Origin of the sequence: Proteus sp. G2626 (assembly GCF_009915985.1) — a bacterium.
Lineage (GTDB): Bacteria > Pseudomonadota > Gammaproteobacteria > Enterobacterales > Enterobacteriaceae > Proteus > Proteus vulgaris.
In genome coordinates this window covers 26,266-52,707 of the sequence record NZ_JAABNH010000007.1, presented here as the reverse complement: position 1 = coordinate 52,707, position 26,442 = coordinate 26,266, and the positions used below count along the sequence as shown (strand labels likewise).

Below are 26,442 nucleotides of genomic sequence, written 5' to 3'. Positions count from 1 at the left end.
CACGTAAACGACATGGCTATTGATATTAATAGCCATGATACCTTTTGTTATTTAGGTTGTTATCGCATTATGCAAAATTCATTATCAGATTCATATTTACAACGCTTTTCTGGAATAGGACGACTTTATGGGCAAAAAGCGTTGTTTTATTTTGCTCAGGCTCATATTTGTGTCGTGGGTATAGGTGGGGTAGGCAGTTGGGCTGCAGAAGCACTAGCACGTAGTGGTATTGGTGCTATCACCTTAATTGATATGGATGATGTTTGTGTAACTAATACGAATCGGCAAATACATGCATTAAAAGAAAATGTGGGGCAGCCTAAATGCGATGTTATGAAACAGCGTATTTTGGAAATAAATCCAGAATGTAATGTCACTAGTATTGATGATTTTGTCACGGTTGATAATGTCGATGAGATGATGAATAACAATTTTGATTATGTGGTTGATGCGATTGATAGTGTTAGGCCCAAAGCGGCGTTATTAGCTTATTGTCGTCGTTATAAAATTCCTGTGATCACAACAGGAGGGGCTGGAGGCCAAACTGATCCAACCCAAATTCAGGTCGTTGATTTAGCAAAAACAATTCAAGATCCTTTAGCTGCTAAACTAAGAGAGCGCTTGAAATCTGATTTTAATGTTGTAAAAAATAGCAAAGGTAAGCTAGGAATAGATTGTGTTTTCTCAACTGAACAACTGGTTTACCCGCAGGGAGATGGGACGGTTTGTGCAGCGAAAAGCACTGCTGATGGCGTAAAACGAATGGATTGTTCCGCAGGATTTGGGGCTGTAACGATGGTAACGGCTTCTTTTGGTTTTATCGCGGTGTCTCATGCGTTGAAGAAGATGTTGGCTAAGGCACAACGAGAAGGCCGACTATAATACTCGTCATACTTCAAGTTGCAGCGTTGTTGACTATGCTCATTCGCACTAGTCACATACTGATGTATGCTCCTAGTGACTCATTCACTTATCGCCTGGCTGCACCTCGTATTATTTATAGTATATATTTGTATTATATATTGAGATTTTGAGCCTAAGTTAAGGCTAAGATTGAGAAGTGAGTGATTTTAACCGCGCGATAATTGCATTCACTCCATCAGTGCGGGATTGGCTAATTTGATTAGCCAATCCTAATTGATCAAAAATCGCTAATATATCGATATCAGCTATTTCCTGTGCCGTTTTATTTTCAACTATTGTTAAAATAATAGTAAGTAAGCCTTTTACAATCCGTCCATCACTATCACCATAAACGTGATATTTGCCCTCATTGTTTAATTCAACCCCAAGCCACACTCTATTTTCACAACCCTGGATCTCTTTTTCTGTTGTTTTTAATGTATCTGGTAATGCAGGTAGTTTTCGTGAAAGTTGAATTAATTGACGATATTTATCTTCCCATGCTTTTGATTTTTGAAAATCCTTAAGCAAGGTCTCTAAAGTAATTTCATGGCCAAAAGGGTGTTGAGTAGTGAGGTGATGTGTGTTGTTCATTATCATTATTCGTCTTTTAAGAGTGTTAGCGCAAATTTAACGGCATTAATAAAAGCATCAATATCAGAATATTGATTATAAGGCATAAAAGAAATGCGTAAACAGCCTGAAATATTTAATGAATCAATAAGAGGTTGCGCGCAGTGCTGTCCTGTACGTAATGCAATACCTTTCTCTGCGATTAATGTTGCTAAATCACTATGATGAATGCCTAAAAAATTAAAAGAGATGATGGATGAATTTGGCGCGCGATAGCTGATAAACCCATCTAACTCACTTAGACGTTTTTCAGCTTCATCAGCAAGCTCTAATGTGTATTGGTTAGCCTGATACATATCTTGTGTTTCTAACCATGTTAATATGGCGGAGAAAGCAATAACACCTGCAACATTAGGTGTTCCAGCTTCAAAACGCTGAGGGATAGGAGCTGGGGTAAAACCATCAAATGTTGCGTTCGTTAGCATCTTTCCGCCACCATGCCAAGGTGCCATATTCTCTAAATGTTTTCGTTTGCCATAACAAATACCTAATCCATTAGGACCATAAAGTTTATGGGCAGAAAAGACATAGAAATCGATATCAAGTGCTGTGACATCTGTTGGATGATGTGCAATACCTTGTGCACCATCGACAATGAGTAAGCAATTATCATATTGATGAACGCATTGAGACACTTTGTCTAATGCGATTTGAGCACCTGTCACATTCGACATTTGGCTAATAGCGACAATTCGTGTTCGTTTGTTGATTAAAGCATTTAAGCTGTCAATTGAAGGTAAAAAATCATCTTCTATTACCCAAGGGATCACCCGTGCACCTGTTTGTTCTGCCAGTATCAACCAAGGGATAAGGTTTGCATGATGTTCTTGCTCACTAACAATAATTTCATCACCTGGTTGTAAACGAGGACGAAAATAACCTTGAGCAATAAAATTGAGTGATTCTGTTGTGCCTTTTGTCCAAATAATTGTATCTCTATCGGCACTGTTGATTAATTTAGCAATTTGTTGACGCGTCGCCTCATACTGTTGTGTGGTTTCTTTAGCATGCTGGTATTGGCTACGATGAACCGTTGCAAAATTATGGCGATAAAAGGCATCGGAGACTTCTATCATGGCGAGGGGCTTTAGTGCCGTGGCTGCGCTATCAAGATAAATCGTATCTGCTTCGAGAGCGGGAAATTGTTGTCGAAATAATTTAGGGGAAAATACGTTCATAATTATGCTGTATTAGTAGATGAATAACGTTTCGTGATTTGTAGTAAAAATAGGGCGTATGGATTATACGGTTAATTATATTTATTTATAATGAAAAACTAGGAACATCCGTTTGTAACATGATAGTGCGTCCATCATAGCACGATAAAGATGGCGAAAGTTCACTCAATAAAAAGTCACAGATAGTAGATTGAACACGTGTTTTTTTCTTTAATTTAATTATCTTAAAGAGAATATGATGTGTTTTTTAGAACAATGACAATAAATTTCTTGTAAAGAAAAGATAAAAACATCAAAAGTGGGTGTATAGCAGATGAAAAGTTAGATAAAAATAGGGAATAAAAAAAGCACCGCCTTGGCGGTGCACTATAAAATCACTATGGACAGACAGGGTAAATGTACAGGAAGTGAAAAAAAACAGTAGCATCAGCTACTAAGTCTGGAATTTCCAGACAACTTGCAAACACAACATCACAACCACAAAGCCAAAAGTCTTGCAGTATTACTACTACACAACTTTTCGTTCCGGCTTAGGAAGTGCGCTTACTATAGGTATTTACTGGCTAATCATCAAGGGACAAATTATAATGCTTCGCATAAAAAAAACTAATGATGAAAGTTAGGGTCTACTAATAGCCAAAATAGGGGTTTAAGAACCGAATATGTCTAAACGTTTACCACCATTAAATGCGCTTAGGGTTTTTGATTCAGCTGCACGTCATTTAAGTTTTACTAAAGCGGCTGAAGAATTATTTGTGACACAAGCGGCGGTGAGCCATCAAATTAAAACACTAGAAGAATTTCTTGGGCTAAAATTATTTAGAAGACGCAATCGCTCACTTTTGCTAACAGAAGAAGGACAGAGCTATTATCTTGATATAAAGGAAATTTTTTCATCAATTAACGAAGCAACTCGCAAATTATTAGCGAGAAGCGCGAAAGGTGCACTAACAGTTAGTCTTTCTCCGAGTTTTGCGATCCAATGGTTAGTGCCAAGATTGTCTGGATTTAATCAAGCTTATCCAGGGATTGATGTACGAATTCAGGCTGTCGATAGAGAAGAAGATAAACTTGCTGATGACGTTGATGTGGCTATTTTTTATGGTCGAGGGAACTGGACTGGGTTACGCACAGACCGCCTTTATGCAGAATATTTAATTCCTGTTTGTGCGCCATCTTTACTTACAGGCGAAAAACCACTAAAAACCCCCTCCGATCTGATTTATCATACACTACTACATGATACATCTCGTCGAGATTGGCAAGCTTATGTTCGCCAATTAGAGATACAAAATCAGATCAATGTGCAGCAAGGCCCCATTTTTAGCCATAGCTCAATGGTGATCCAGGCCGCTGTACATGGGCAAGGGGTTGCATTAGTTAATAATGTTATGGCACGTAGTGAAATAGAATCTGGTCGGCTCGTGAGACCTTTTCCAGATGTCCTTGTCAGTAAAAATGCATTTTATTTAGTTTGCCAAGATAGTCAGGCTGAGTTGGGTAAAATTGCGGCTTTTCGCCAATGGATTTTATCACAAGCAGCAAACGAACAAGAAAAGCTGGGTTTACTAGCGTCATCTTAATATTATGATTGGCAAAATATCTTCTAAATTAGGAAGGAATAAATAGTGAATAGTCGTACATTGCTTATGTTTTCCGCGATTAGTGGCTTTTTTTATGTCGCTTTTGGTGCATTTGCAACGCATAAGCTAGCACCTCATTTATCGCCACAACATTGGGAATACATTCAGTTAGCGATGCGCTACCAGATTGTACATACCTTGATACTTGTCGGGATCGCGACAATATTAATGCGAAAAACCATTTTATGGTTTTATTGGGCTGGTATTTTCTTTAGTGTTGGTATTTTACTTTTCAGTGGTAGCCTTTATTGTATGGCGCTAACACAAGTTAGATTATTATCTTATTTTACGCCAATTGGTGGATTTAGTTTTCTTATTGGTTGGACTTTAATTTTTATTGGCGCTTTGCGTCTAAGGGCACCGGCGTCTCGCCATGAATAAAGTTGCATTATATTGTCGCCAAGGTTTTGAAAAAGAGTGCGCGGCTGAGATTACGGATAAAGCAGGTCAAATCGGTGTTTATGGCTTTCCTCGTGTTAAAGAGGGAAGTGGTTATGTGATTTTTGAATGCTACCAAGAAGGTGACGCAGACAAGATTGCGCGTGAAGTTAATTTCCGTGAATTAATTTTTGCTCGTCAGATGTTTGTGACAGGTGAGTTACTTAAAGATTTACCTCCAGAAGATAGAATTACACCTATTGTTGGAATGCTAAAAGGTGTTGTTGAAAAAGCGGGTGAACTTCGAGTTGAAGTTGCAGATACGAATGAAAGCAAGGAATTATTAAAATTCTGCCGTAAATTTACGGTACCATTACGTAATCATTTACGTAATGAAAAAATTTTACTGAAAGTGGAGAATTATAGCCGTCCTATTATTCATGTATTTTTCATTGCACCAGGATGTTGTTATGTTGGCTATTCTTATAGCTTCAATAATTCTGCATTCTATATGGGTATTCCTCGATTAAAATTTCCATCCGATGCACCAAGTCGCTCTACGTTGAAACTTGAAGAAGCGTTTCATATTTTCATTCCGTACGAAGAATGGGAAGAGCGCTTAGCCAGTGGAATGAAAGCGGTTGATTTAGGTGCTTGCCCTGGTGGTTGGACTTATCAATTAGTGAAACGTAGCATGATGGTACATGCGGTCGATAATGGCCCAATGGCACAATCTTTAATGGATACAGGGCAAGTTCGTCATCACCAAGTTGATGGGTTTAAATTCGAGCCAACCTCTAAAAATATCACATGGCTTGTTTGTGATATGGTTGAAAAACCAGCAAAAGTTGCAGCTTTAATGACAACATGGGTTGCTAATGAGTGGTGTCGTGAAGCGATTTTTAACCTGAAATTACCAATGAAAAAGCGTTATGAAGAAGTTTCTCATATTCTTGAAAAAATAAAGACAGAGTTAGCCGAAAAAGGCATTAATGCTAAAATCCAAGCAAAACATCTTTATCATGATAGAGAAGAAATAACGGTTCATATCCAAAATATTTGGGCTGCGTATCGCCCAGATCGCGAATTCTAAGAAGTATGGTAAACACTCATCAATGCATTATTGATGACAATAAAAAGGCTAAGCTTCTATTTATAGGCTTAGCCTTTTTTACTTTATATAATGATACTAAATTATCAGCAGGTTGGAGCTGAATTATTTAGATTATAGTTGTTTAAACGTAATTGTTGTAAATTACCGTTTAATTGGATATCAGTGCGTAATGTTGTGATTTTCCGACTAATAAATGCAGACTCTTTGTGAGTAATCAGCTTGTTTCGCCATTTTGTAGGGACGTTATCAATGTGCTGATACAGTGATTCTAAATCAGGATAAATTTGTAAGAGTTCTGCAGCGCTTTTAGGGCCAATACCTGGAACACCTGTAATTTTACTGCTACTTACACCTGTTAATCCCCAATAATCAGTAAGTTGAGATGGTTCGACACCAAACTCGGCCCTAATAAATTCTAAATCTAACCAACGTCGTTGAAAATAATCTCGAATACGAATAGAGGGAGAAAGTAACTGACAGTATCCTTTATCAGTTGAAATAATAGTGACACGAAAACCTGCATTTGCTACTTTTGTGGCTAATGTTGCGGCAACGTCATCTGCTTCATCTCCACCAGAATGCCAGCTTTGTATTCCTAAATTGAGTAACATTGCTTTAATTACTGGCAATTGTTGTCGCAATTCATCAGGCATTGGTGTGCGACCTGCTTTATAATCAGGAAGGAGTTGGTGTCGCCAACTCCCTTCTCGGTCATCTTCATCAAAGACAGCAACAGCATGAGTAGGGTGTGTATGTCCGAGTAGCTGATTGACACTTTGTTCACACACCGTCAGGCAGGAAGAACCTGATGCCGCATGAATGCGACGGATCAGGTTTAAAGCATCAATAATCAGCAAATGTATCATCATAAATTAACTGATTATTTCGTAACATGGTTGGTAAGCAGTACCACCAGGAAGTTTCATACGATGTTGCTCAACAAAGCCGGCTAATAAAATATCCATACGACGCATAATCTCGCTGTCGCCATGAATTTTATAAGGGCCATGAGCTTCAATCGCTTTCATTCCCACTTCTTTTACGTTACCCGCAACAATACCTGAAAATGCACGACGTAAGTCTGCTGCTAATTTTTCAGGAGACTGATTGGTGCTTAGGTTAAGGGATGCCATATTTTCATGGGTAGGTTCAAAAGGATGCTGTAAGTCAGCATTGATTTTCATTGACCAGTTAAAGCTATAGGCATCACCTGTGCTACGACGATTATCTTTCACCAATGGCATATATTTTTTCATAATACGAGCCACTTCTGGCGCATCATCAATAATGATTTGGTAATGGCGTCGTGCTTCGTCACCCAATGTATTTGCAATAAAATCGTCTAGTACATTGAAGTAATCAGCACTCTCTTTCGGACCAGTTAAAATCAGTGGTAATACTTGATCTTGGTTTTCTGGCGACATAAGAATACCAAGTAGGTACAGCAATTCTTCTGCTGTTCCCACACCTCCCGGAAAAATAATAATACCGTGTCCAATACGAACGAAAGATTCTAGACGTTTTTCAATGTCTGGCATGATAATGAGTTCGTTAACTAATGGATTGGGTGGCTCTGCCGCAATGATAGATGGTTCTGTCATGCCAATAAAACGGCTATTTTTATAACGTTGTTGAGCATGACCAACCGCGGCACCTTTCATTGGCGCTTCCATCGCACCCGGGCCACAACCTGTACAAATATTAAGTTCTCGTAGCCCTAATTCGTTACCCACTTTTCGGCCATAAAGATACTCAGTTTCATTGATAGAGTGGCCTCCCCAGCACACAATCATATTAGGATCTTCATCAATATGAAGGGCTCTTGCATTACGTAAAATGGAGAATATGGTGTTAGTGATGTGAGAGCTATTTTCTAAATTAAGGTGGAGGTCACGTTTGGCTGTAGTGATCTGTCCATGAACAAACAAAATGTCACGAAGTACAGCGAATAAGTTAGCTTGTAGTGAACGAATAATTTTTCCGTCAACAAAGGCGTCTTCAGGAGGATTGACTAACTCTAATTTCACGCCACGTTCACGGCGCAGTACGTTAATATCAAAATCTTGGTATTTAGATAACAGTTCTTTACTACTATCAGTAAGGCTACCAGAGTTGAGGACAGCAAGAGAACAATTGCGAAACAGCTGGTAAAGATCACTGCTTGCGGTTCTTTTAAGCATATCAACTTCTAGCTGTGAAAGCAGATCCATGGAACCTAATGGGCTGACATGAGTTATCACGTAGGACTCCTTTTTCTCCTGAAATAACAAACTGAAGTGCAATTGATCTTGGTATAACACAGATCATATTAACATACAGGCATTATTCCTATTATTGTCTGGCTAATCGACTGATTTTTGGAACAAACTCACAATTACTACGCCAAGGATTGATATCTAATCCCCCCCTTCGTGTATATCTTGCGTAAACAGTTAATGTTTCTGGCGTACAAAATTGCATGATATCGTGGAAAATTCGCTCAACACATTGTTCATGAAATTCATTATGTTGCCTAAATGAGACTAAATAACGTAGCAATTTTTCACGATCAATTTTTTTACCTTTATATTGGATAGCGACAGATCCCCAATCGGGTTGATGGGTAATAAGGCAGTTTGATTTTAACAGATGACTGACCAGCGTTTCTTCAACCCGTGTATCGGTTGTCGATCCGTTTAACCATTGTGCATCAAACTGATAATTATCAATTTCAATATCTTGTTCATCAATACACTCTCCAGCAAAATCAACAATAGGCTGTGATGTAAAATGCGAAAGTGGATAGATAGTTAGATTCACTTTACCTTTAGCACAAGAGGTTAAATCTTTAAGTAAGGTTTTTTCAACGATATCCCAGTTTTCAAAGCGAGTTTGATTAAAGCTGTTGAGGTACAGTTTAAAGCTTTTAGATTCAATGAGATTTTCAGTGGTTGCATCTAATTCAACATGGCCAATCGCGACTTGCGGTAGTCCTTTGCTATTAAGCCATGAGAGCTCATACATAGTCCAAATGTCGCCACCATGAAAAGGTAAATTTTCAGCAGTTAAAGAGAGTGAATCTCGATTTAGGCTACGTGGTACACCCTGCAATAATTTAGCATCATATTGCGTATGATATTGAGTCTCTTTGCCTAAAGATAATGTTTCAAGAGATTTATCACCTTGATATAAAGACATAACTTACATCCTAACTTTAACTGAGAATAAAAGAAGGCTAATTATACTATTGAAACATCAATAGTATACGAATGCTTTATTTTTGATACTCTGAATTAGTAACATAATCAGGTAACATAAGGGCTAATTTTTATTTAATAATAAAGTTAATAACCATGATTGAAAACATCTCCTCTGAATTAAAAGCTTTCACGCAAAAATATGTTGACTTGTGGCAAGAAAAATCAGGTTTACCTCCTGCGAGTGAAGAGCTCTATGGTGTTCCTTCAGTTTGCATATCAAGAACGGGTGATGAAGTCGTTTATTGGTTACCTCAACCTTTTGTAGGAACGGACAAACTGGAAAAAGTTGAAAAAGCGATGGGGATTATCATTCGCCCTGAATTGCATAATTACTTTACTACTCAGTATGCGGGGGATATGCAAGTTCGCTTTAGAAATACTCATCTAAGTTTGATCCAAGTCTGGAGTGAAGAAGATTTTATTCGCCTACAAGAAAATATTATTGGGCATTTAGTGACGCAAAAGAGACTGAAATTAACGCCAACTTTATTTATTGGCACAACGGATTCAGAAAATGAGATCATTTCTGTCTGTAATGTTTCTGGTGAAGTTATTCTTGAAACGTTTGGCCAAAAGAAAAGAGAAGTTCTAGCTGAAAACTTATCTGTTTTTTTATCAGAATTAGCCGTGGTGTATAGTGACTGATGTAGTCTTTAAACTATTTTCTGTGTGAGATATATCTTACAAAAAAGAGTCTGTTTTTTTAGTAAATAGGCTCTTGTATAAGAGTAAATTTAATTTATTTAAGTAGAGCAATAACTTATTAACCTATTGTTTTTGCTTATGGTTATATCTATTTAATTACATTTATTTTGTGGGTTGTTTAACTAATCAATTATTGGCATTCTACGTCCACCAACGAAGGGACTGTTTGGTGACCGATATAATGTAAAGTAATCAAGGGCACAGGAAATAGGATATTTCCATTAATGTGGATACAGACTTAATCACAGGGATAGATAAAACGGTCTTGCTTGGATGCATGTGTTGTACAGACAGTTATTTTTCTTGTCTAAAAGGAGTTTCGGCTCCTTTTATTTTTTTATTTGTTTTCTGCTATTCCATCCCAATGTTATCCTTATTCGTAGGTTTTATATAAGGAATATATGATGACACCAGAACAACGCATTTTAGCGAAATTACTCTTAATCGAAGAAGAGATGAAGAACATTGAGCTATGGCAATTAGGGTCACCAACTGAACAGGCATTTGAAAGCATTGAACCTTTTTGTATTGACACAATGAGTGCACACGAATGGTTACAGTGGGTATTAATTCCACGATTGTCATCAATGATTGAAAACAATATGCCATTACCTCATGCATTCTCAATCGCTCCTTATTACGAAGAAGCATTTAAAGATGATGAAAGTCGCGACTTTACTGATTTACTCAACCATTTGCGTGAACTTGACGCAATGTTTAAATCATAAGGCCGATCATGCTAGATATTATTTATCAAGATGAATATCTTGTTGCGGTGAATAAACCGGCAGGTTGGCTTGTTCACCGTAGTTGGCTTGATAGGCATGAAACTGTGTTTGTTATGCAAACACTAAGAGACCAAATAGGGCAACATGTTTTTCCTGTACACCGCTTAGATAGACCTACATCAGGGGTTTTATTAATGGCGCTTTCCTCTGATGTTGCAAGAGCCCTTTCCCAATCTTTTGAACAACATAAAACAGAAAAAATTTACCATGCTGTAGTAAGAGGGTATGTTGAAGAAGCATTAGTAATTGATAGCCCTTTAGTGGAAGAGTTAGATAAAATTGCTGATAAATTTGCAACTCAGCCACCACAAATTCAAGCGTGTGTAACACATTGTCAGCCATTAGCAACCGTTGAAAAAGAGGTTGCTATAGGGCGTTATCCTACATCTCGATTTAGCTTATTAGAATTGCGTCCTGAAACAGGTCGTAAACACCAATTACGCCGCCATATGTCTCATATTCGTCATCCTATTATTGGTGATACTGCTCATGGTGATTTACGTCAAAATCGCGGTGTGGTAAATCATTTTCAATCTCATCGCTTGATGTTACATGCAAGCCATCTAAACTTAATTCATCCAATAACATTACAACCGCTTAGTTTAACGGCTAAGTGGGATCTACCTTGGCAACACCTTATTAATCAGTTTGATTGGCGTGGATTAAGACCTGAATTAGAGCAGTATGGTGACGATTTAGCTCATCATTTTTAATTCCTTTCTTATTTGAATATTGCTTTCAATATGTGACTATCAAGGCTTTTTTACTTAAGTCTTGATGGTTTGCGCAAATTCATAGTTTCTATTAACTATTTGTAAAATATATAATTCTACAAATTGATCTGATCACATGTATTGAAACGTGACAGCTATCATGTATTCATTTGGCGATTTATTTTATGATGTAAAATAAATAAGGCTTATCATTAGATAAGTTTATGAAATAAAAAACCACATAACTTTAAACAAATAAAAAACCTACAACATATAAAACCCACATTCCGGGAGTCTGCTTGATGTTTAAAAACCTATTTGTTGTTTTACAAAAAATCGGAAAGTCCTTGATGTTACCGGTATCTGTACTACCTATTGCCGGTATTTTATTAGGGGTTGGTTCCGCTGATCTTTCATGGATCCCTTCTTCTGTTTCTCAAGTAATGGCAGAAGCGGGGGGTTCAGTTTTCTCTAATATGCCACTTATTTTTGCTATTGGTGTTGCGTTAGGCTTTACCAATAATGATGGGGTATCTGCGCTGGCCTCTGTAGTCGCTTACGGTATCATGTCTAAAACCATGATAGTGGTTGCTCCTTGGGTTTTAGGACTCTCGACTGCGGAAATTGAGGCTCAACACCTTACTGATACTGGTGTGCTAGGAGGAATTATTGCAGGTATTATTGCAGCCTCTATGTTTAACCGTTTTTATCGTATTAAATTACCTGAGTATTTAGGATTCTTTGCGGGTAAGCGTTTTGTTCCTATCATTTCAGGCTTAATTGCTATTTTTGTTGGGATTATCTTATCTTTTATTTGGCCTCCTATCGGTACGGCTATCCAACGTTTTTCTGAATGGGCGGCCTATCAAAACCCTGCTGTTGCTTTTGGTATTTACGGTGTTGTAGAGCGTGCATTAGTACCATTTGGTTTGCACCATATCTGGAATGTACCGTTCCAAATGCAAGTGGGTGAATATGTCAATAGTGCTGGGCAAGTATTCCACGGTGATATTCCTCGCTATATGGCAGGTGATCCAACTGCGGGTATGTTATCGGGTGGTTTTCTATTTAAGATGTTTGGTTTGCCTGCTGCTGCAATTGCAATTTGGCATTCAGCACGCCCTGAGAATCGTGTAAAAGTGGGTGGTATCATGATTTCTGCGGCATTAACAGCCTTCTTAACAGGGATCACTGAACCTATTGAATTCTCATTTATGTTCGTCGCACCAATCCTTTATGTCATTCACGCTATTTTGGCAGGCTTAGCATTTGTCATTTGTATTTTGTTAGGAATGCGTGATGGTACAAGTTTCTCTCATGGTTTGATCGACTTTATCGTATTAAGTGGTAATAGTAGCAAGCTGTATCTGTTCCCAATTATTGGCTTACTGTATGCGATAACATATTACTCTATTTTCCGTTTCTTAATCGTGAAACTAAACCTGAAAACTCCAGGCCGCGAAGTGGAAGATAAAAACGCGAAACAAGCTGATAAAAGTGCCATGGGACAATCTTTAGTCGCTGCGTTTGGTGGTAAAGACAATATCAGTAGTTTAGATGCCTGTATCACACGTTTACGTATTGGTGTAAAAGAGATTGATAAAGTTGATCGTGATGAATTGAAAAGATTGGGCGCTGCTGGTGTAGTCGTTGTCGGCTCGGGTATCCAAGCGATTTTTGGTCCTAAGTCAGATAATCTAAAAACTGAAATGGATGAATATATTCGGTCTTTGGATAGTGCTGAATAAATAACTTATTGATTGTAATATCAAATCATAAAGCACTCCCATATAAAAATAGGGAGTGCTTTTTTATTGCAATAATATTGATACTGGGTATGGCATTCTGTTAAGTATTAAACAGAATGGAGAAATATCATGCCAACCTTCATAGATAGTCATAGAAGTTTTTTATTATCCATAACAGATATAAATGATAAAACAGATAGAAAGAGTATTGAGTTTGATAAAAATAGTATTTCACTTTTTTTAAAAAAAGGAAATGATGATGTTTTTATTGCCAATAAAGATAAAAAGTTCTTATTAAGCAATATAAAAAAAGAATTAGACAATTCAATTGATAAATATACTAATCACGGTGAAAATAAAAATCGTATAGAAAAACTAAAAAAAAGGATTAACTTAGGAGGTGTTAAGTTTTTTTTTGATAATAAAGATAAAATAATTAGTGTGAAAAACATTAATGATATTGGTGATGTTAGAAAAATATTTGATGGATTACTTTCTTATAAAAAAGAGGAAAGTGTTTGTACTAAAGTGAGAAAGAGTATTTATAATACGAACTCTTTTGAGGGAGTGGTCTTCAATGATAAAAATCCAATTATAAATAGTTTCATAAATCATAAGGTTAAGTTATCTTCATCTAAAAATAATAATGTTGGTTTTTATGGATGTAATATGTCTATTATGAAAATGGAAGAGGAAATTAAAGAAATTCAAGATGAAATTAAAGAAATTCAAGATGAAATTAAAGAAATTCAAGATGAAATTAAATTACTTGAAAATGAATTATCTTCTAAAATAAGAATTAATAATAAAAAAATAATTGATACAACCTTAGCAATAAATAAACTTGTTGATCTTTTAGAATATAATGATTTATCTAAAATAAATGTTGATATATTAATTGCAAAGGAAGAGGAATTTAATAATGAGGTAATTATTGTTAGTAGATTAAATTTAATGGAGAAAATAGATGGGGTTGATAAATTAAAGGAATTAAAATCTAGCTTGGAAAAAATAAAATGTATAAAAAATAAATATTTTATTTTTGTTGAATCGGTTAATGGTAGACAAATTTCACTATTAAGAAGTTTAGATAATAAATTGAAAAAATACACTGCTGGGATTAATAGTGAAATACCAAAAGAAAATATTTTATTGGATATTAATAAAATTGCTTCAGTACTTTTTATTAATAATAATGATCGAGAGAATTATAATGGTTTTTTTTCTAAAATATATAAGATTCTTTTTCCTAAATCATATCAAAAACGACTAGATATCAATAATAAAGCGCATGGTAATATAATGCTAATGCACGAGAATTTAAATGTCATATTGAATAGCGATAATTTTAAAGATGGAAAACTACCTGAGTGGGCTAATAAACTAATAACAAAAACTTTAAAAGAATCAAAACCTAAAAATGATATTCTTTGGCTTTTTTCAAAAGAAAGAAAAGAATGGAATAAAATTTTCAACATGCTTATTGTTAAATAAAGGCATAAAGGAGTTATTGATAACTAAGATGTTGTTAATGAAAATATAATAAGTATTTTATTTATTCTAATGAGTTTAAGGATGAGATTAAGTAATTAAAGACACTGAAGCTTGAGATAAAGATTAAATTTCTATATGTTAGGCAAACTAAGTTTATTGAATTTTAAACCGCATAAAGTAGGTAATCATTATGGCTAAAATTGGTATTTTTGTAGGTACAGTTTACGGAAATGCATTAGCGGTTGCTGCAGAGGCTCAACGTATTTTACTTGAGCATAAACACCAAGCTAATGTTTATGAAGAAGGAACTCTTGTGGATTGGAAAAAATATTCGACCGTATTAGTGATAACGTCGAGTACAGGGCAAGGGGATTTACCTGATACTATCGCATCTTTATTTCATGAATTACGTGATAATGTGGGATATCAGCCAAACCTAAGTTACGGTCTAATTGCGTTAGGTGACAGTAGCTATGACTACTTTTGTGGTGCGGGGATGAAGTTTGATGAGTTGTTACAGGAGCACCAAGCAAAACGTATCGGTGAAATATTGAAAATAGACGGAATGGATGTCGCAGAGCCAGAAGTATTTGCAATAGATTGGCTTGAAAACTGGGTCAATCTATTAGATTAAATAAAAAATAACCCAATAATTAGTTGGTTAACAAAATAATGAATAATATTTTTGATTTTAAAACACCGCTTTTTTCTGCTTTATACAGTAAGTAAGCGGTGTTTTTTATAAATCTAACCTATATTGGCTAAAATTGCCTGTTATTAACGGCGAGTCAGCTTTTCTAAATCAGCTTCAATTTCAGCAATTTTATTTGCTACAACATGTTCAAGGTGGCGCAAGTCATCTAGGATTTTATGTTTTAAATCGACTTCTACTTGGTCTTGTTGGCAAATTTGATCTAATTCTTCAATTACATAACGTAAGTTAGTATTGATTTCATTTACTTCTTTAAAACCTTGTCCTGATTGACCATCAGAAATTGTTTTACGTTGGCGTGGATATTTAAATTTTACGCTTTTTGCAAAGAATTCACCTTTGTCTTTGCGGAAATAGATTTTTAAAATATCGTTGTTAGCTTCTTGGCGTAGGGTATAGCGGTCAATATCTTCAGGATGCGGGATCCCTAAATTTTTTAAATTATCGTACATATATTGGCACCTGATAGAAAGATGAATGAAAGAATAGCGAACAGAATTAATTCTATCCGCTGTTCTTATATTAGTCGATAGTTCTTAACAATTCATTAATACCAACTTTTCCACGTGTTTTAGCATCAACTTTTTTCACGATCACGGCACAGTAAAGACTGTAGCGTCCATCTTTCGACGGTAAATTACCAGATACAACAACAGAACCTGCGGGAACTCGACCATAATGCACTTCGCCTGTTTCTCTGTCATAAATCTTGGTACTTTGACCAATATAAACGCCCATTGAAATAACTGCGCCTTCTTCAACAATAACACCTTCAACAATTTCAGAACGAGCACCAATAAAACAGTTATCTTCAATAATCGTAGGGTTTGCTTGTAGTGGTTCTAAGACACCGCCAATTCCTACACCGCCAGAGAGGTGAACATTTTTGCCTATTTGGGCACATGAGCCTACCGTTGCCCATGTATCAACCATGCTACCTTCATCAACGTAAGCACCGATATTAACGTAAGAAGGCATTAAAACAGTATTACGAGCGATATAAGCACCTTGTCTAACGGCTGCAGGTGGGACAACACGAAAGCCTTCTTTTTCAAAACGTGCTTGATCATAATCAGCAAATTTCATAGGTACTTTATCAAAATAGCGACTTTCACCGCCGTCCATCACTTGATTGTGATTAATACGAAAAGAGAGTAGAACCGCTTTTTTTAACCATTGATGGGTCACCCACTGACCGTCAATTTTTTCTGCCACCCGCAATTTTCCGCTGTCTAGCTGTTCAATAACGTTATTAATCGCATCACGGATATGAGGCTCAACGTTGTTTGGGGTGATATCTGCACGATGTTCAAAGGCGTTATCAATAATAGATTGTAATGCTTGCATCAATAGTATTTCCTATATGTATTGTCGTGGGTTCCTATATTTTATCCTTTGAAACTAGGGCTTTTGTCAACCTTTCTACGACTTCATCCTTCATTTTTTGGTTTAACGCCTTATTTTCGCTATCGGTTAATACGAAAAAGTCTTCAACACGCTCACCTATTGTGGTTATTCTTGCACCATGTAATGACAATGAAAGATCAGCAAAAACTTTACCAATAATCGCTAGTAATCCTGGGCGGTCACGCGCAAATAATTCCATATAAGTACGTTTATTATGATTAGAAGCGACAAAATTAATTTTTGTCGGAACGTCAAAATGGCGTAATTTTGCAGGTAATAAACGTGTTTTTGCATTGGCGTTATAAGGTGCTGATACAACTTGAATGAGTGCTTTGCGGATAGCATTATACCTATCAAGAGCAAGGGGCTTGCCATTAGGCTCAAGTACAATAAAGGTATCCATAGCCATATTATCGCGATTGGTAAATATCTGTGCGTTATGAATATTTAAATTACGTCTATCAAGTTCACCTGCCACGGAAGCAAAAAGAGAGGGCCTATCTGCGCACCAAATAAATATTTCCGTGCCACCATGTTCTGTTTGTTGGCTGATTAATACCATGGGATCAGCACTATTATGTTCAATTAAAGCAAGGGCATGCCATGCAATTTGTTCTGGTGTGTGCCGTAAAAAGTAATCGGCGTGACAACGCCCCCAAATTGCTTGTAATTTTTCTTCATCAACATGCTCTGTACGTAAAATAGTTAGTGCTTGCAAACGATGATGACGGATGCGTTCACGTAAATCAGGAATAGAATGCATACCTTGGCGTAATTGAGTTTCTGTCGACAGAAAAAGCTCACGTAATAAGCTCTGTTTCCAACTATTCCATAGACTACTGTTGGTCGCGCAGATATCAGCAACAGTTAAACATAAAAGGTAGCGTAATCGGCTTTCATTTTTGACTTCTGATGCAAACTGAAAAATGATGTCGGGATCTTGAATATCTCGTCGTTGTGCTGTGACAGACATAAGTAAGTGATGACTAACCAGCCATTCAACTAAAGCAGATTCTCTCTGATTTAAACCATGTTGTTGAGCAAAGAGAACAACATCTTGTGCTCCTAGCTCTGAGTGATCACCATGGCGACCTTTAGCAATGTCATGAAAAAGTGCAGCTAAACGAAGTAATTCAAGTTGTGGAAGTGTTGGGTAAATTTCAACACAAAGTGGGTGTTTTTCATGATTCTCAGAGAAACCAAAGCTTTCCAGCTTTTGCAAAACACGAATAGTGTGTTCATCAACGGTATAGGCATGGAATAAATCAAACTGCATTTGACCGACAATATTGTTCCATTGCGGGAAATAAGCTGCTAAGACACTGTGTTTGTGCATAGGAACGAACGCACCGGAAACGGCGTGAGGATGACGCAAGATCTGCATAAAAATTTTGCGTGCTAGTGGGTACTCACATAAAGGTTGGACTAAATGACGACGTGCATAACGTAAATGACGTAGTGTTGTAGAATAAATTCCCGTGATCTCTTTATGTTCTGCCATACGTAAAAATAGACGCATAATAGCGATAGGATCATCAAGAAAGCAGCTATCGTCGACAACATCAATTAGCGAGCCTCTTAGCTGAAATTCATTGTCTAATGGTCGAGGTTTTACATTAGGTTGTAAAGCAAGAATAGCTTCATCAAATAATTGAAGTAGCATATCGTTTAACTCACTGACACGGCGAGTGACCCGATAATAATCCTTCATCATTTTTTCAACTGGCTGATTAGCTTCTCCTTGATAATTTAAGCATTGAGCAACGTTAAGTTGTCTATCAAACAGTAGGCGATTATCGTAGCGAGAAAGTACGAGGTGTAATGCAAAGCGAATTTTCCATAGTGTGTATTGGCATTCCAGTAGTTCTTGCCCTTCTGCAGGAGTTAAAAAGCCAAAATTTACCATCTCAGAGACAGAAGCTGCACCAAAATGACGATGAGCAACCCAAATTAAAGTGTGAATATCGCGAAGGCCGCCAGGGCTATTTTTAATATCAGGTTCAAGATTATAACTGGTGCTATGAAATCGTTGATGTCTCTGTTTTTGTTCTTCGATTTTGGCAGCAAAAAAATCAGGTGATGGCCAAAATCCTTGGCTGAAAATATGATTGATTAATTGTTGATAAAGTGACTGATTACCGCAAACAAGACGAGCTTCTAGTAAATTTGTCGCTACTGTTAAATCAGAGAGACCTTCTAAAAGGCACTCTTCCATTGTTCTAACGCTGGCACCGATTTCAAGGCGTACATCCCAAAGTAAGGTAATTAATTTACTCACTTTATCAGAGACTTCTGGTGATAAAGGCGAATCACTTAAAAAAAGAAGATCAATATCAGAAAGGGGATGTAATTCTTGTCTACCATAGCCCCCCACAGCAATAATACTAAGATCAGGATAATCAGATAATTGAGTGTAACGCCATAATTGAGTTAAGAGTTGGTCGATAAAATGACTACGCGCTTGAAGTAATAAAGTTACATCAACATCGTGGTAAAAAGCATCCGCTAACCAAGACTGAAATTGTTCGATAGATTGTTTTAATTCAGTGTGATTTTGTGTGTTTTTCGTCAGCAAAAAAGGGGAAGGGGGCTGTGTTTGAAATGCGTTTTTAGTAGTCATCATTCATCTTCTTACTCAATGTTTGCCTATGATAGTAAGACTAATGTTAAAACGATAACCTGACTAGCAATTCTGTTATTTCATTGCAAATAAAATAAAAAAAGCGACATATCTCGAAAAAATATGTCGCTTTTACATTGTAAATTGAAGTGCGTTATTCGTTAATTAATACCGCCGAAATAAACGGCTCTTCTTCTTTACGTAACGTCATGATTTCACAGCCGTTATCAGTAACCACCAAGGTGTGTTCATATTGCGCAGACCAGCCTCTGTCTTTGGTTTTAACAGTCCAGCCATCTTTCATTGTGCGAATACGGTAATCGCCTGTGTTGACCATAGGTTCAATAGTGAATGCCATGCCTTTTTGTAACACAACACCGCTATCATCTGCATCGTAGTGCAGAACTTGTGGCTCTTCATGGAATCCTTCGCCGATACCATGGCCACAGTATTCACGAACAACAGAGAAATCATGGCCTTCAACAAATTTTTGAATCGCTTTACCTAATTCACGTAAACGGATGCCTGGTTTAACCATTTTAATTGCTAAATATAGGCTTTCTTGGGTGATACGACACAAACGCTCACCTTGAATGGTTGGTTTCCCTACGATAAACATTTTTGAGGTATCACCATGAAAACCTTCTTTAATGACAGTGACATCAATATTAACAATATCGCCATCTTTAAGGATTTTTTCTTCGCTAGGAATACCGTGGCAAATAACATCGTTAACAGAAATACAGACTGATTTAGGGAAACCGTGATAGTTTAGACAAGCAGGGATTGCCTGTTGTACATTAACAATATGTTCATGACAAATACGGTCTAATTCAGCGGTATTTACGCCAGGTTTTACGAAAGGTGCGATAATTTCAAGAACTTCTGCCGCAAGACGACCCGCGACGCGCATTTTTTGAATATCTTCTTCTGTCTTGATTACAATAGCCATTTGAGTTCTTCGTCTAGATTAAAAACCACAATACGTATGAGATAACACAATTGGGTTGCTTCATATTTTGTATTGCAGGTTAAATGAATGATGATGAGAAATAATTCTGATTACTATTTATGATATCAGTAGAAAGTAGGCATGCCAATAAAGAGGGTGCTTGCAATCTGTCTGATATCGAGAATAATCACGCACATTACGCCTTCTTTATCTTGTTGTCTTTCCTTATTGCGCTTTTCTCTCTGGTGTTTCTTAGCGATTTGATAGTAGAACAAGATCCACCGTAATTGTTTTAATAATCTCTTTTTTCTTTGGTTAATATCCCTAACTTTATCTCAAATAAGCCGTTATCAAACACAAGTAATAGTGGTTTCTTAAGGTTATTTATGGTATAAAGCGCGCCGGAGTTCTGTTATTGCATCATATCCAGAGTAGTAACAGTAAATCTGAATATTCAATTGTGTTAATTACACACACAAATCGACACATAACGCCGGGGTGCTCTTATGTAAAGGTTTAAACCTTTACAGCTGATGAGTCGGTCGTATGGGATTTGTGGACGAAATAACCCCAAATTTAAATTTATAGAGGTCTAAAATGGCAACTGTTTCAATGCGCGATATGCTGCAAGCCGGTGTTCACTTCGGTCACCAAACTCGTTACTGGAATCCAAAAATGAAACCTTTCATCTTTGGTGCGCGTAACAAAGTTCATATCATTAACTTGGAAAAAACGGTTCCAATGTTCAATGAAGCTCTGGTTGAACTGAACAAAATTGCTTCTCGTAAAGGCAAAATCCTGTTTGTTGGTACTAAGCGCTCTGCCGTTGAAGCTGTTAAAGAAGCAGCTGAAAGCTGTGACCAGTTTTTTGTAAACCACCGCTGGTTAGGCGGTATGCTGACTAACTGGAAAACAGTTCGTCAGTCAATCAAACGCCTGAAAGATTTAGAATCTCAGTCTCAGGACGGTACTTTTGACAAACTGACCAAGAAAGAAGCGTTAATGCGTTCTCGTGAACTTGGTAAGTTAGAAAACAGCCTGGGTGGTATCAAAGACATGGGCGGTTTACCTGACGCTCTGTTTGTTATCGATGCTGAACACGAACACATTGCTATCAAAGAAGCAAACAACCTGGGTATCCCAGTATTTGCTATCGTAGATACTAACTCTGATCCAGATGGTATCGACTTCATTATCCCTGGTAATGACGATGCAATCCGTGCGGTTAAATTATATCTGACCGCTGCAGCTACAGCTGTTCGTGAAGGTCGTTCTCAAGATCTGGCTGTTCAGGCTGAAGAAGGCTTAGTCGAAGCTGAATAATAAGGCATGCTCGTAAGAGCCCTTATTTAACCAGGTATTGCTATATATTGGTTAGGGGGCCTCAATAGGCCCCCTTTACACATCTGCTATGAGAACATCTATGGCGAGTCCATAGAAAAGTCGAGGAAGAAACAAATGTCTGGAATTACCGCTGCATTGGTAAAAGAACTGCGTGAACGTACTGGCGCAGGCATGATGGAATGTAAAAAAGCGCTAGTTGAAGCTAATGGTGATATCGAATTAGCAATTGACAACATGCGTAAATCAGGTCAAGCAAAAGCGGCTAAAAAAGCAGGCCGTGTTGCAGCTGAAGGTATCATCCTTGCAGAAGTTGCTACTGATGGTAAATTCGGTGCGCTGGTTGAATTGAACTGTGAAACAGACTTCGTTGCTAAAGATGCTGGTTTCATCGCTTTCGGTAAAGAAGTTATGGCTACTGTATTAGCAGACAAAACTGATGATATCGAAGCTCTGAAAGCTAAATTCGAAGAAGCACGTACTGCATTAGTTGCTAAAATCGGTGAAAACATCAACATTCGTCGTGTTGCTGTATTAGAAGCTGAAGAATTAGGTACTTATCTGCACGGTGCTCGTATCGGTGTTTTAGTTTCAGCTAAAGGCGCTAACGAAGAACTGATCAAACACATTGCTATGCACGTTGCTGCAAGCAAACCAGAATATGTTCGTCCTGAAGATGTTCCTGCTGACGTTGTTGAGCATGAACACCAAATTCAGATGGATATCGCAATGCAATCAGGTAAACCACGCGAAATCGCAGAAAAAATGGTTATTGGTCGCATGAACAAATTCACCGGTGAGATTTCTCTGACTGGCCAGCATTTCGTAATGGATCCAAGCAAAACTGTTGGTGAACTGCTGAAAGAAAACAATGCTGATGTTATCAACTTCGTTCGTTTCGAAGTGGGTGAAGGTATTGAGAAAGTTGAAGCTGATTTCGCAGCTGAAGTTGCTGCAATGAGCAAATAATAACGCTATGCGTTAACAGAGCCGCCTTATGGCGGTTCTGTTTTGTTACAATCTCCACTGACCGTTTGCTTTTTTTTGTTAAAAAGAGAAGCTATCTAAAACCTCCAATTGACTAATCTGCTTAGGACAGAACACCATGGCAACCAATGCAAAACCCGTATACCAGCGAATTTTATTAAAGCTGAGTGGCGAAGCTCTACAAGGCGCAGAAGGTTTCGGTATCGATGCGAGCGTACTTGATCGCATGGCTCAAGAAATCAAAGAACTCGTTGAATTGGGTATACAAGTCGGTGTCGTAATTGGCGGTGGTAACTTGTTCCGTGGCGCAGGTCTTGCGGCGGCAGGTATGAACCGTGTTGTGGGTGACCACATGGGAATGCTCGCAACAGTAATGAATGGTTTAGCAATGCGTGATGCACTGCATCGTGCTTATGTTAATGCTCGCCTTATGTCAGCCTTTCCACTAAATGGTGTCTGTGATAACTACAGTTGGGCGGAAGCAATTAGCTTATTACGCCATGGCCGTGTGGTTATTTTCTCGGCGGGTACAGGCAATCCATTCTTTACTACCGATTCAGCTGCGTGTTTACGCGGTATTGAAATTGAAGCTGACGTTGTATTAAAAGCAACGAAAGTGGATGGCGTTTATTCAGCCGATCCAACCAAAGATCCTGATGCAGTACTTTATGAGAAACTGACTTATCAGGATGTATTAGAACGTGAATTGAAAGTCATGGATCTTGCTGCATTCACATTAGCCCGAGATCATAATTTACCTATCCGCGTATTCAATATGAATAAACCGGGTGCATTACGTCGGGTTGTAATGGGTGAAAGTGAAGGAACTTTGATTTCTCACGCTTAATACACAGAGACAACGGTATAATTTGGCGTTAACATCTAGAGTACGTCAATTCATTTATGTCGATATCATTTTATATCGACTGGAAGATAACCAGTTCCCAAGGGTTTATAACGTGATTAATGAAATCAAAAAAGATGCTCAAGAACGCATGGATAAAAGCGTTGAAGCACTAAAAAGCCAGATTAACAAAGTTCGTACTGGTCGTGCGTCTCCAAGCCTTTTAGATGGTATTGTAGTGGAATACTACGGAGCGCCAACACCATTAAATCAAGTTGCTAACGTTGTTGCAGAAGATGGTCGTACACTGGCAATCACTGTATTTGACCGTACTTTAGCACCAGCTGTTGAAAAAGCGATTATGGCATCAGATTTAGGTTTAAATCCTTCATCTGCTGGGGCAATTATTCGTGTTCCGCTACCTCCATTGACTGAAGAACGTCGTAAAGACTTAATCAAAGTTGTTCGTGGTGATGCAGAGCAAGGTCGCGTTTCTGTTCGTAATATCCGTCGTGATGCTAACGATAAAATAAAAGCCTTACTGAAAGATAAAGAAATCAGCGAAGATGATGAACGCCGTTCACAAGATGACATTCAGAAATTAACTGATATGTTCATTAAAAAAATTGATGATGCATTAGCGCTGAAAGAAGCAGAGTTAATGGAATTCTAATTTTTATATCTTTTTTTGATAATGCCGCTTTTAGCGGCATTATTTTTGGTTATTTATTTGAAAATTCGTGCTTAATACCTTCTTTTAGTCACATTATTTATTAAAGTTTTCATCTTTCTCCCTCATTTATCTTGTCATACTGATATAATTCTCTTTAATTAAAACGTTGTAGACATACTGATTGATTAATAAATGAAACAAATAACTATATTAGGCTCAACAGGGTCTATCGGAACAAGCACACTTTCCGTTATTGAAAATAACCCTGATAAGTATCAGGTTCTTGCTTTAGTTGCAGGAAAAAATACAAATAAAATGGCGCAACAATGTGTCACCTTCCAACCTAAATATGCTGTGATGTCTGATGAACAAAGCGCAAATCAGCTTAAACAGTTACTCGCAAATACATCTTGTAAAACAGAAGTCTTATCAGGCTCCCATGCAATTAATGAAATAGCAGCGCTTGACGAAGCTGATCAAGTTATGTCTGCGATAACCGGTGTTGCCGGACTCAAACCAACACTTGCAGCCATAGAAAAGGGTAAAAGAATTTTATTAGCCAATAAAGAATCACTGATAACCAGTGGGCGTCTTTTTTTTGATGCGGTGGCTAAGTATGGCGCAACTGTATTGCCGATTGATAGTGAACATAACGCGATTTATCAAAGTTTACCTAAAACTATCCAAGAAAATTTAGGCCATGCATCTTTAGCTGATGAAGGCGTGACCAGTATTTTACTAACGGGATCTGGTGGACCTTTTCGCTATACCCCGTTAGATGAACTTGAGGCAATGACGCCAGACCAAGCTTGTGCACATCCAAATTGGTCAATGGGACGTAAAATATCGGTTGATTCTGCAACAATGATGAATAAAGGGCTAGAATATATTGAAGCTCGCTATTTCTTTAATGCATCAGAAGAAGAAATGGAAGTAATTATTCATCCTCAATCTGTTATTCATTCAATGGTTCGCTACCGTGATGGCAGTATTATTGCTCAAATTGGCGAGCCAGATATGAGAACACCTATTGCGTACTCAATGGCTTATCCTCATCGCACTCAGTCAGGTGCAAAAGCATTAGATTTTTTTGAGATTCAATCGCTAGAATTTATTCGTCCTGATTACCAACGTTACCCTTGTTTAGCACTTGCCATTGAGGCTTCTAAACGTGGTCAAGCGGCAACAACCGTGTTAAATGCCGCTAACGAAGTGGTTGTTGATGCTTTTTTACACGAAAAAGTGAAGTTTACTGATATTGCTAAAATTAATCGCAAAGTCGTTGAACATTTTGACCTATCAGAGCCTCAAAGTATTAATGATGTTCTAGAAATTGATAAATTAGCCAGATTAGAAACTCATCAGATAATCACCCAATTTGTATAATGGTGATTATATTTAATATAGGGTGTTTGTTCGTCTTTCTGGCTAATGGTATAGTTGCCGAATCACTAAAGACAATAATGAAAATTAACAGTTCATTACTAAAGCTGTTGCTTTAGCAACTTTGAGGCTTTGCCAAAGGCCGTGGGTGACACGGTTTTTTTGTGCATGGGGTATCCGAAGAGGACTGTCTGTATCAGTATCAGATTAGCAAAGGGTTAAATTGAGTGAACTTATCCAGTGACGATTCATCCGCATCAAAACCAAAGCATGTTGCTATCATCATGGATGGCAATGGACGCTGGGCTAAAAAGCAAGGGAAACTCCGAGTAACGGGGCATCGCGCGGGAATTAAAGCAGTGCGGGATGCGGTTAGCTTTTCCGTAAAACACAAAATTGAATCACTAACGTTATACGCATTTAGTAGCGAAAACTGGAATAGGCCTGAGCAAGAAGTCAGTTCTCTCATGGAATTATTTGTCTTCGCCTTAGACAATGAAGTGAAAAACTTACATAAACATAATGTTAAACTTACGGTGATTGGCGATATCAGTCGCTTTAGCCGTCGCCTACAAGACAGAATAAAAAATTCTGTCGCACTCACTGCGAATAATACAGGACTTAATTTAAATATTGCAGCTAATTACGGCGGACGATGGGATATTACTCAAAGCGTAAGACAATTAGCGACATCCCTCTCAAAAGGAGAAATTAATCTCGAAGATATTAATGAAAATGCCATATCTTCACATCTTTGCTTGCATAATCAGCCTGGTGTTGATCTAGTGATCCGGACTGGTGGTGAACACCGCATAAGTAATTTTCTTATTTGGCAAATAGCTTATGCTGAGCTTTATTTTACACAGGTTTTATGGCCTGATTTTGATGAACAAGTTTTTCAGAATGCACTTGATGCTTTTGCTAAACGGGAAAGACGTTTCGGTGGTACTACATCAGAAACAGACACTATAAATCTGGGAGGATAAT

General features: G+C 37.5%; 25 protein-coding genes. 16 read left to right on the top strand and 9 right to left on the bottom strand.

Annotated features, from left to right (window positions below):
• Positions 1 to 69 precede the first annotated feature (69 nt).
• Entirely contained in the window at positions 70 to 882 is an 813-nt protein-coding gene (tcdA, locus tag GWJ05_RS02770) for a tRNA cyclic N6-threonylcarbamoyladenosine(37) synthase TcdA (protein ID WP_036938775.1), read from the top strand.
• A gap of 165 nt (positions 883 to 1,047) precedes the next feature.
• On the opposite strand, the gene csdE is transcribed toward tcdA, so the two are convergent.
• Entirely contained in the window at positions 1,048 to 1,497 is a 450-nt protein-coding gene (gene csdE, locus GWJ05_RS02765; RefSeq protein ID WP_103005148.1) for a cysteine desulfurase sulfur acceptor subunit CsdE, read from the bottom strand.
• A gap of 5 nt (positions 1,498 to 1,502) precedes the next feature.
• Positions 1,503 to 2,714, bottom strand: coding sequence for a cysteine desulfurase CsdA (gene csdA, locus GWJ05_RS02760; protein WP_123822380.1), 1,212 nt, complete (start codon positions 2,712 to 2,714; stop codon positions 1,503 to 1,505).
• A gap of 662 nt (positions 2,715 to 3,376) precedes the next feature.
• Between csdA and GWJ05_RS02755 the strand changes: the two genes are divergently transcribed.
• The 3 genes from GWJ05_RS02755 to rlmM are packed head-to-tail and all read left to right on the top strand — an operon-like array spanning position 3,377 to position 5,828.
• Complete coding sequence (locus GWJ05_RS02755; protein ID WP_036934070.1) at positions 3,377 to 4,297, top strand: transcriptional regulator GcvA; 921 nt, start codon at positions 3,377 to 3,379, stop codon at positions 4,295 to 4,297.
• Between the two features lie 45 nt (positions 4,298 to 4,342).
• Positions 4,343 to 4,738 (top strand): DUF423 domain-containing protein, encoded by a 396-nt coding sequence (locus tag GWJ05_RS02750; RefSeq protein WP_087803510.1) that lies wholly within the window; start codon positions 4,343 to 4,345, stop codon positions 4,736 to 4,738.
• On the top strand, positions 4,731 to 5,828 hold the full coding sequence (gene rlmM / locus GWJ05_RS02745; RefSeq protein ID WP_087803512.1) for a 23S rRNA (cytidine(2498)-2'-O)-methyltransferase RlmM: 1,098 nt from the start codon (positions 4,731 to 4,733) through the stop codon (positions 5,826 to 5,828). The genes GWJ05_RS02750 and rlmM overlap by 8 nt, the downstream gene beginning before the upstream one ends.
• A 104-nt stretch (positions 5,829 to 5,932) precedes the next feature.
• On the opposite strand, the gene xni is transcribed toward rlmM, so the two are convergent.
• The 3 genes from xni to queF all read right to left on the bottom strand — a co-directional run bounded on the left by xni (position 5,933) and on the right by queF (position 9,026).
• Complete coding sequence (gene xni, locus GWJ05_RS02740; protein ID WP_036938771.1) at positions 5,933 to 6,715, bottom strand: flap endonuclease Xni; 783 nt, start codon at positions 6,713 to 6,715, stop codon at positions 5,933 to 5,935.
• A 6-nt stretch (positions 6,716 to 6,721) separates the two neighbouring features.
• Positions 6,722 to 8,089, bottom strand: coding sequence for a nucleotide 5'-monophosphate nucleosidase PpnN (gene ppnN, locus GWJ05_RS02735; RefSeq protein WP_036934064.1), 1,368 nt, complete (start codon positions 8,087 to 8,089; stop codon positions 6,722 to 6,724).
• Positions 8,090 to 8,180: 91 nt separating this feature from the next.
• On the bottom strand, positions 8,181 to 9,026 hold the full coding sequence (queF, locus tag GWJ05_RS02730; protein ID WP_036934062.1) for an NADPH-dependent 7-cyano-7-deazaguanine reductase QueF: 846 nt from the start codon (positions 9,024 to 9,026) through the stop codon (positions 8,181 to 8,183).
• Positions 9,027 to 9,181: 155 nt separating this feature from the next.
• On the opposite strand from queF, the gene syd reads away from it, so the two are divergent.
• From syd to GWJ05_RS02700, 6 genes are all read left to right on the top strand, one after another.
• Positions 9,182 to 9,733, top strand: a complete 552-nt coding sequence (gene syd / locus GWJ05_RS02725) for a SecY-interacting protein (RefSeq protein WP_036934060.1) — start codon at positions 9,182 to 9,184, stop codon at positions 9,731 to 9,733.
• A gap of 464 nt (positions 9,734 to 10,197) precedes the next feature.
• Positions 10,198 to 10,521, top strand: coding sequence for a YqcC family protein (locus tag GWJ05_RS02720; protein WP_036934058.1), 324 nt, complete (start codon positions 10,198 to 10,200; stop codon positions 10,519 to 10,521).
• A gap of 8 nt (positions 10,522 to 10,529) precedes the next feature.
• Positions 10,530 to 11,294 (top strand): tRNA pseudouridine(65) synthase TruC, encoded by a 765-nt coding sequence (gene truC / locus GWJ05_RS02715; RefSeq protein ID WP_087803514.1) that lies wholly within the window; start codon positions 10,530 to 10,532, stop codon positions 11,292 to 11,294.
• A gap of 302 nt (positions 11,295 to 11,596) precedes the next feature.
• Positions 11,597 to 13,042, top strand: a complete 1,446-nt coding sequence (gene ptsG, locus GWJ05_RS02710; protein WP_036934053.1) for a PTS glucose transporter subunit IIBC — start codon at positions 11,597 to 11,599, stop codon at positions 13,040 to 13,042.
• Positions 13,043 to 13,171: 129 nt separating this feature from the next.
• Positions 13,172 to 14,536: a coiled-coil domain-containing protein gene (locus GWJ05_RS02705; RefSeq protein ID WP_036934051.1), complete on the top strand. Its 1,365-nt coding sequence runs from the start codon at positions 13,172 to 13,174 to the stop codon at positions 14,534 to 14,536.
• A gap of 190 nt (positions 14,537 to 14,726) precedes the next feature.
• Positions 14,727 to 15,170 carry a flavodoxin gene (locus GWJ05_RS02700; protein ID WP_115370699.1) on the top strand — a complete coding sequence of 148 codons (444 nt, stop codon included), beginning with the start codon at positions 14,727 to 14,729 and terminating at the stop codon, positions 15,168 to 15,170.
• Positions 15,171 to 15,313: 143 nt separating this feature from the next.
• Here the strand turns inward: GWJ05_RS02700 and GWJ05_RS02695 are convergent, their stop codons facing one another.
• The 4 genes from GWJ05_RS02695 to map all read right to left on the bottom strand — a co-directional run bounded on the left by GWJ05_RS02695 (position 15,314) and on the right by map (position 20,227).
• Positions 15,314 to 15,700: a DUF3461 family protein gene (locus GWJ05_RS02695; protein ID WP_006535910.1), complete on the bottom strand. Its 387-nt coding sequence runs from the start codon at positions 15,698 to 15,700 to the stop codon at positions 15,314 to 15,316.
• Positions 15,701 to 15,770: 70 nt separating this feature from the next.
• Positions 15,771 to 16,595, bottom strand: coding sequence for a 2,3,4,5-tetrahydropyridine-2,6-dicarboxylate N-succinyltransferase (dapD, locus tag GWJ05_RS02690; RefSeq protein WP_036934045.1), 825 nt, complete (start codon positions 16,593 to 16,595; stop codon positions 15,771 to 15,773).
• A gap of 34 nt (positions 16,596 to 16,629) precedes the next feature.
• Positions 16,630 to 19,275 carry a bifunctional uridylyltransferase/uridylyl-removing protein GlnD gene (gene glnD / locus GWJ05_RS02685; protein ID WP_115370966.1) on the bottom strand — a complete coding sequence of 882 codons (2,646 nt, stop codon included), beginning with the start codon at positions 19,273 to 19,275 and terminating at the stop codon, positions 16,630 to 16,632.
• A 154-nt stretch (positions 19,276 to 19,429) separates the two neighbouring features.
• Complete coding sequence (gene map, locus GWJ05_RS02680) at positions 19,430 to 20,227, bottom strand: type I methionyl aminopeptidase (protein WP_036934043.1); 798 nt, start codon at positions 20,225 to 20,227, stop codon at positions 19,430 to 19,432.
• A 597-nt stretch (positions 20,228 to 20,824) separates the two neighbouring features.
• On the opposite strand from map, the gene rpsB reads away from it, so the two are divergent.
• The 6 genes from rpsB to uppS all read left to right on the top strand — a co-directional run bounded on the left by rpsB (position 20,825) and on the right by uppS (position 26,441).
• A complete protein-coding gene (gene rpsB / locus GWJ05_RS02675; RefSeq protein WP_036934040.1) occupies positions 20,825 to 21,550 on the top strand; it encodes a 30S ribosomal protein S2 in 726 nt (241 codons plus the stop codon).
• A 135-nt stretch (positions 21,551 to 21,685) separates the two neighbouring features.
• Complete coding sequence (tsf, locus tag GWJ05_RS02670) at positions 21,686 to 22,537, top strand: translation elongation factor Ts (protein WP_036934038.1); 852 nt, start codon at positions 21,686 to 21,688, stop codon at positions 22,535 to 22,537.
• A 136-nt stretch (positions 22,538 to 22,673) separates the two neighbouring features.
• Complete coding sequence (pyrH, locus tag GWJ05_RS02665) at positions 22,674 to 23,402, top strand: UMP kinase (protein WP_036934036.1); 729 nt, start codon at positions 22,674 to 22,676, stop codon at positions 23,400 to 23,402.
• A gap of 112 nt (positions 23,403 to 23,514) precedes the next feature.
• Positions 23,515 to 24,072 carry a ribosome recycling factor gene (gene frr, locus GWJ05_RS02660; protein WP_036934034.1) on the top strand — a complete coding sequence of 186 codons (558 nt, stop codon included), beginning with the start codon at positions 23,515 to 23,517 and terminating at the stop codon, positions 24,070 to 24,072.
• Between the two features lie 192 nt (positions 24,073 to 24,264).
• Positions 24,265 to 25,458 carry a 1-deoxy-D-xylulose-5-phosphate reductoisomerase gene (gene ispC / locus GWJ05_RS02655; protein ID WP_036934032.1) on the top strand — a complete coding sequence of 398 codons (1,194 nt, stop codon included), beginning with the start codon at positions 24,265 to 24,267 and terminating at the stop codon, positions 25,456 to 25,458.
• A 281-nt stretch (positions 25,459 to 25,739) separates the two neighbouring features.
• A complete protein-coding gene (gene uppS, locus GWJ05_RS02650) occupies positions 25,740 to 26,441 on the top strand; it encodes a polyprenyl diphosphate synthase (RefSeq protein ID WP_197733630.1) in 702 nt (233 codons plus the stop codon).
• Position 26,442: the final 1 nt, after the last annotated feature.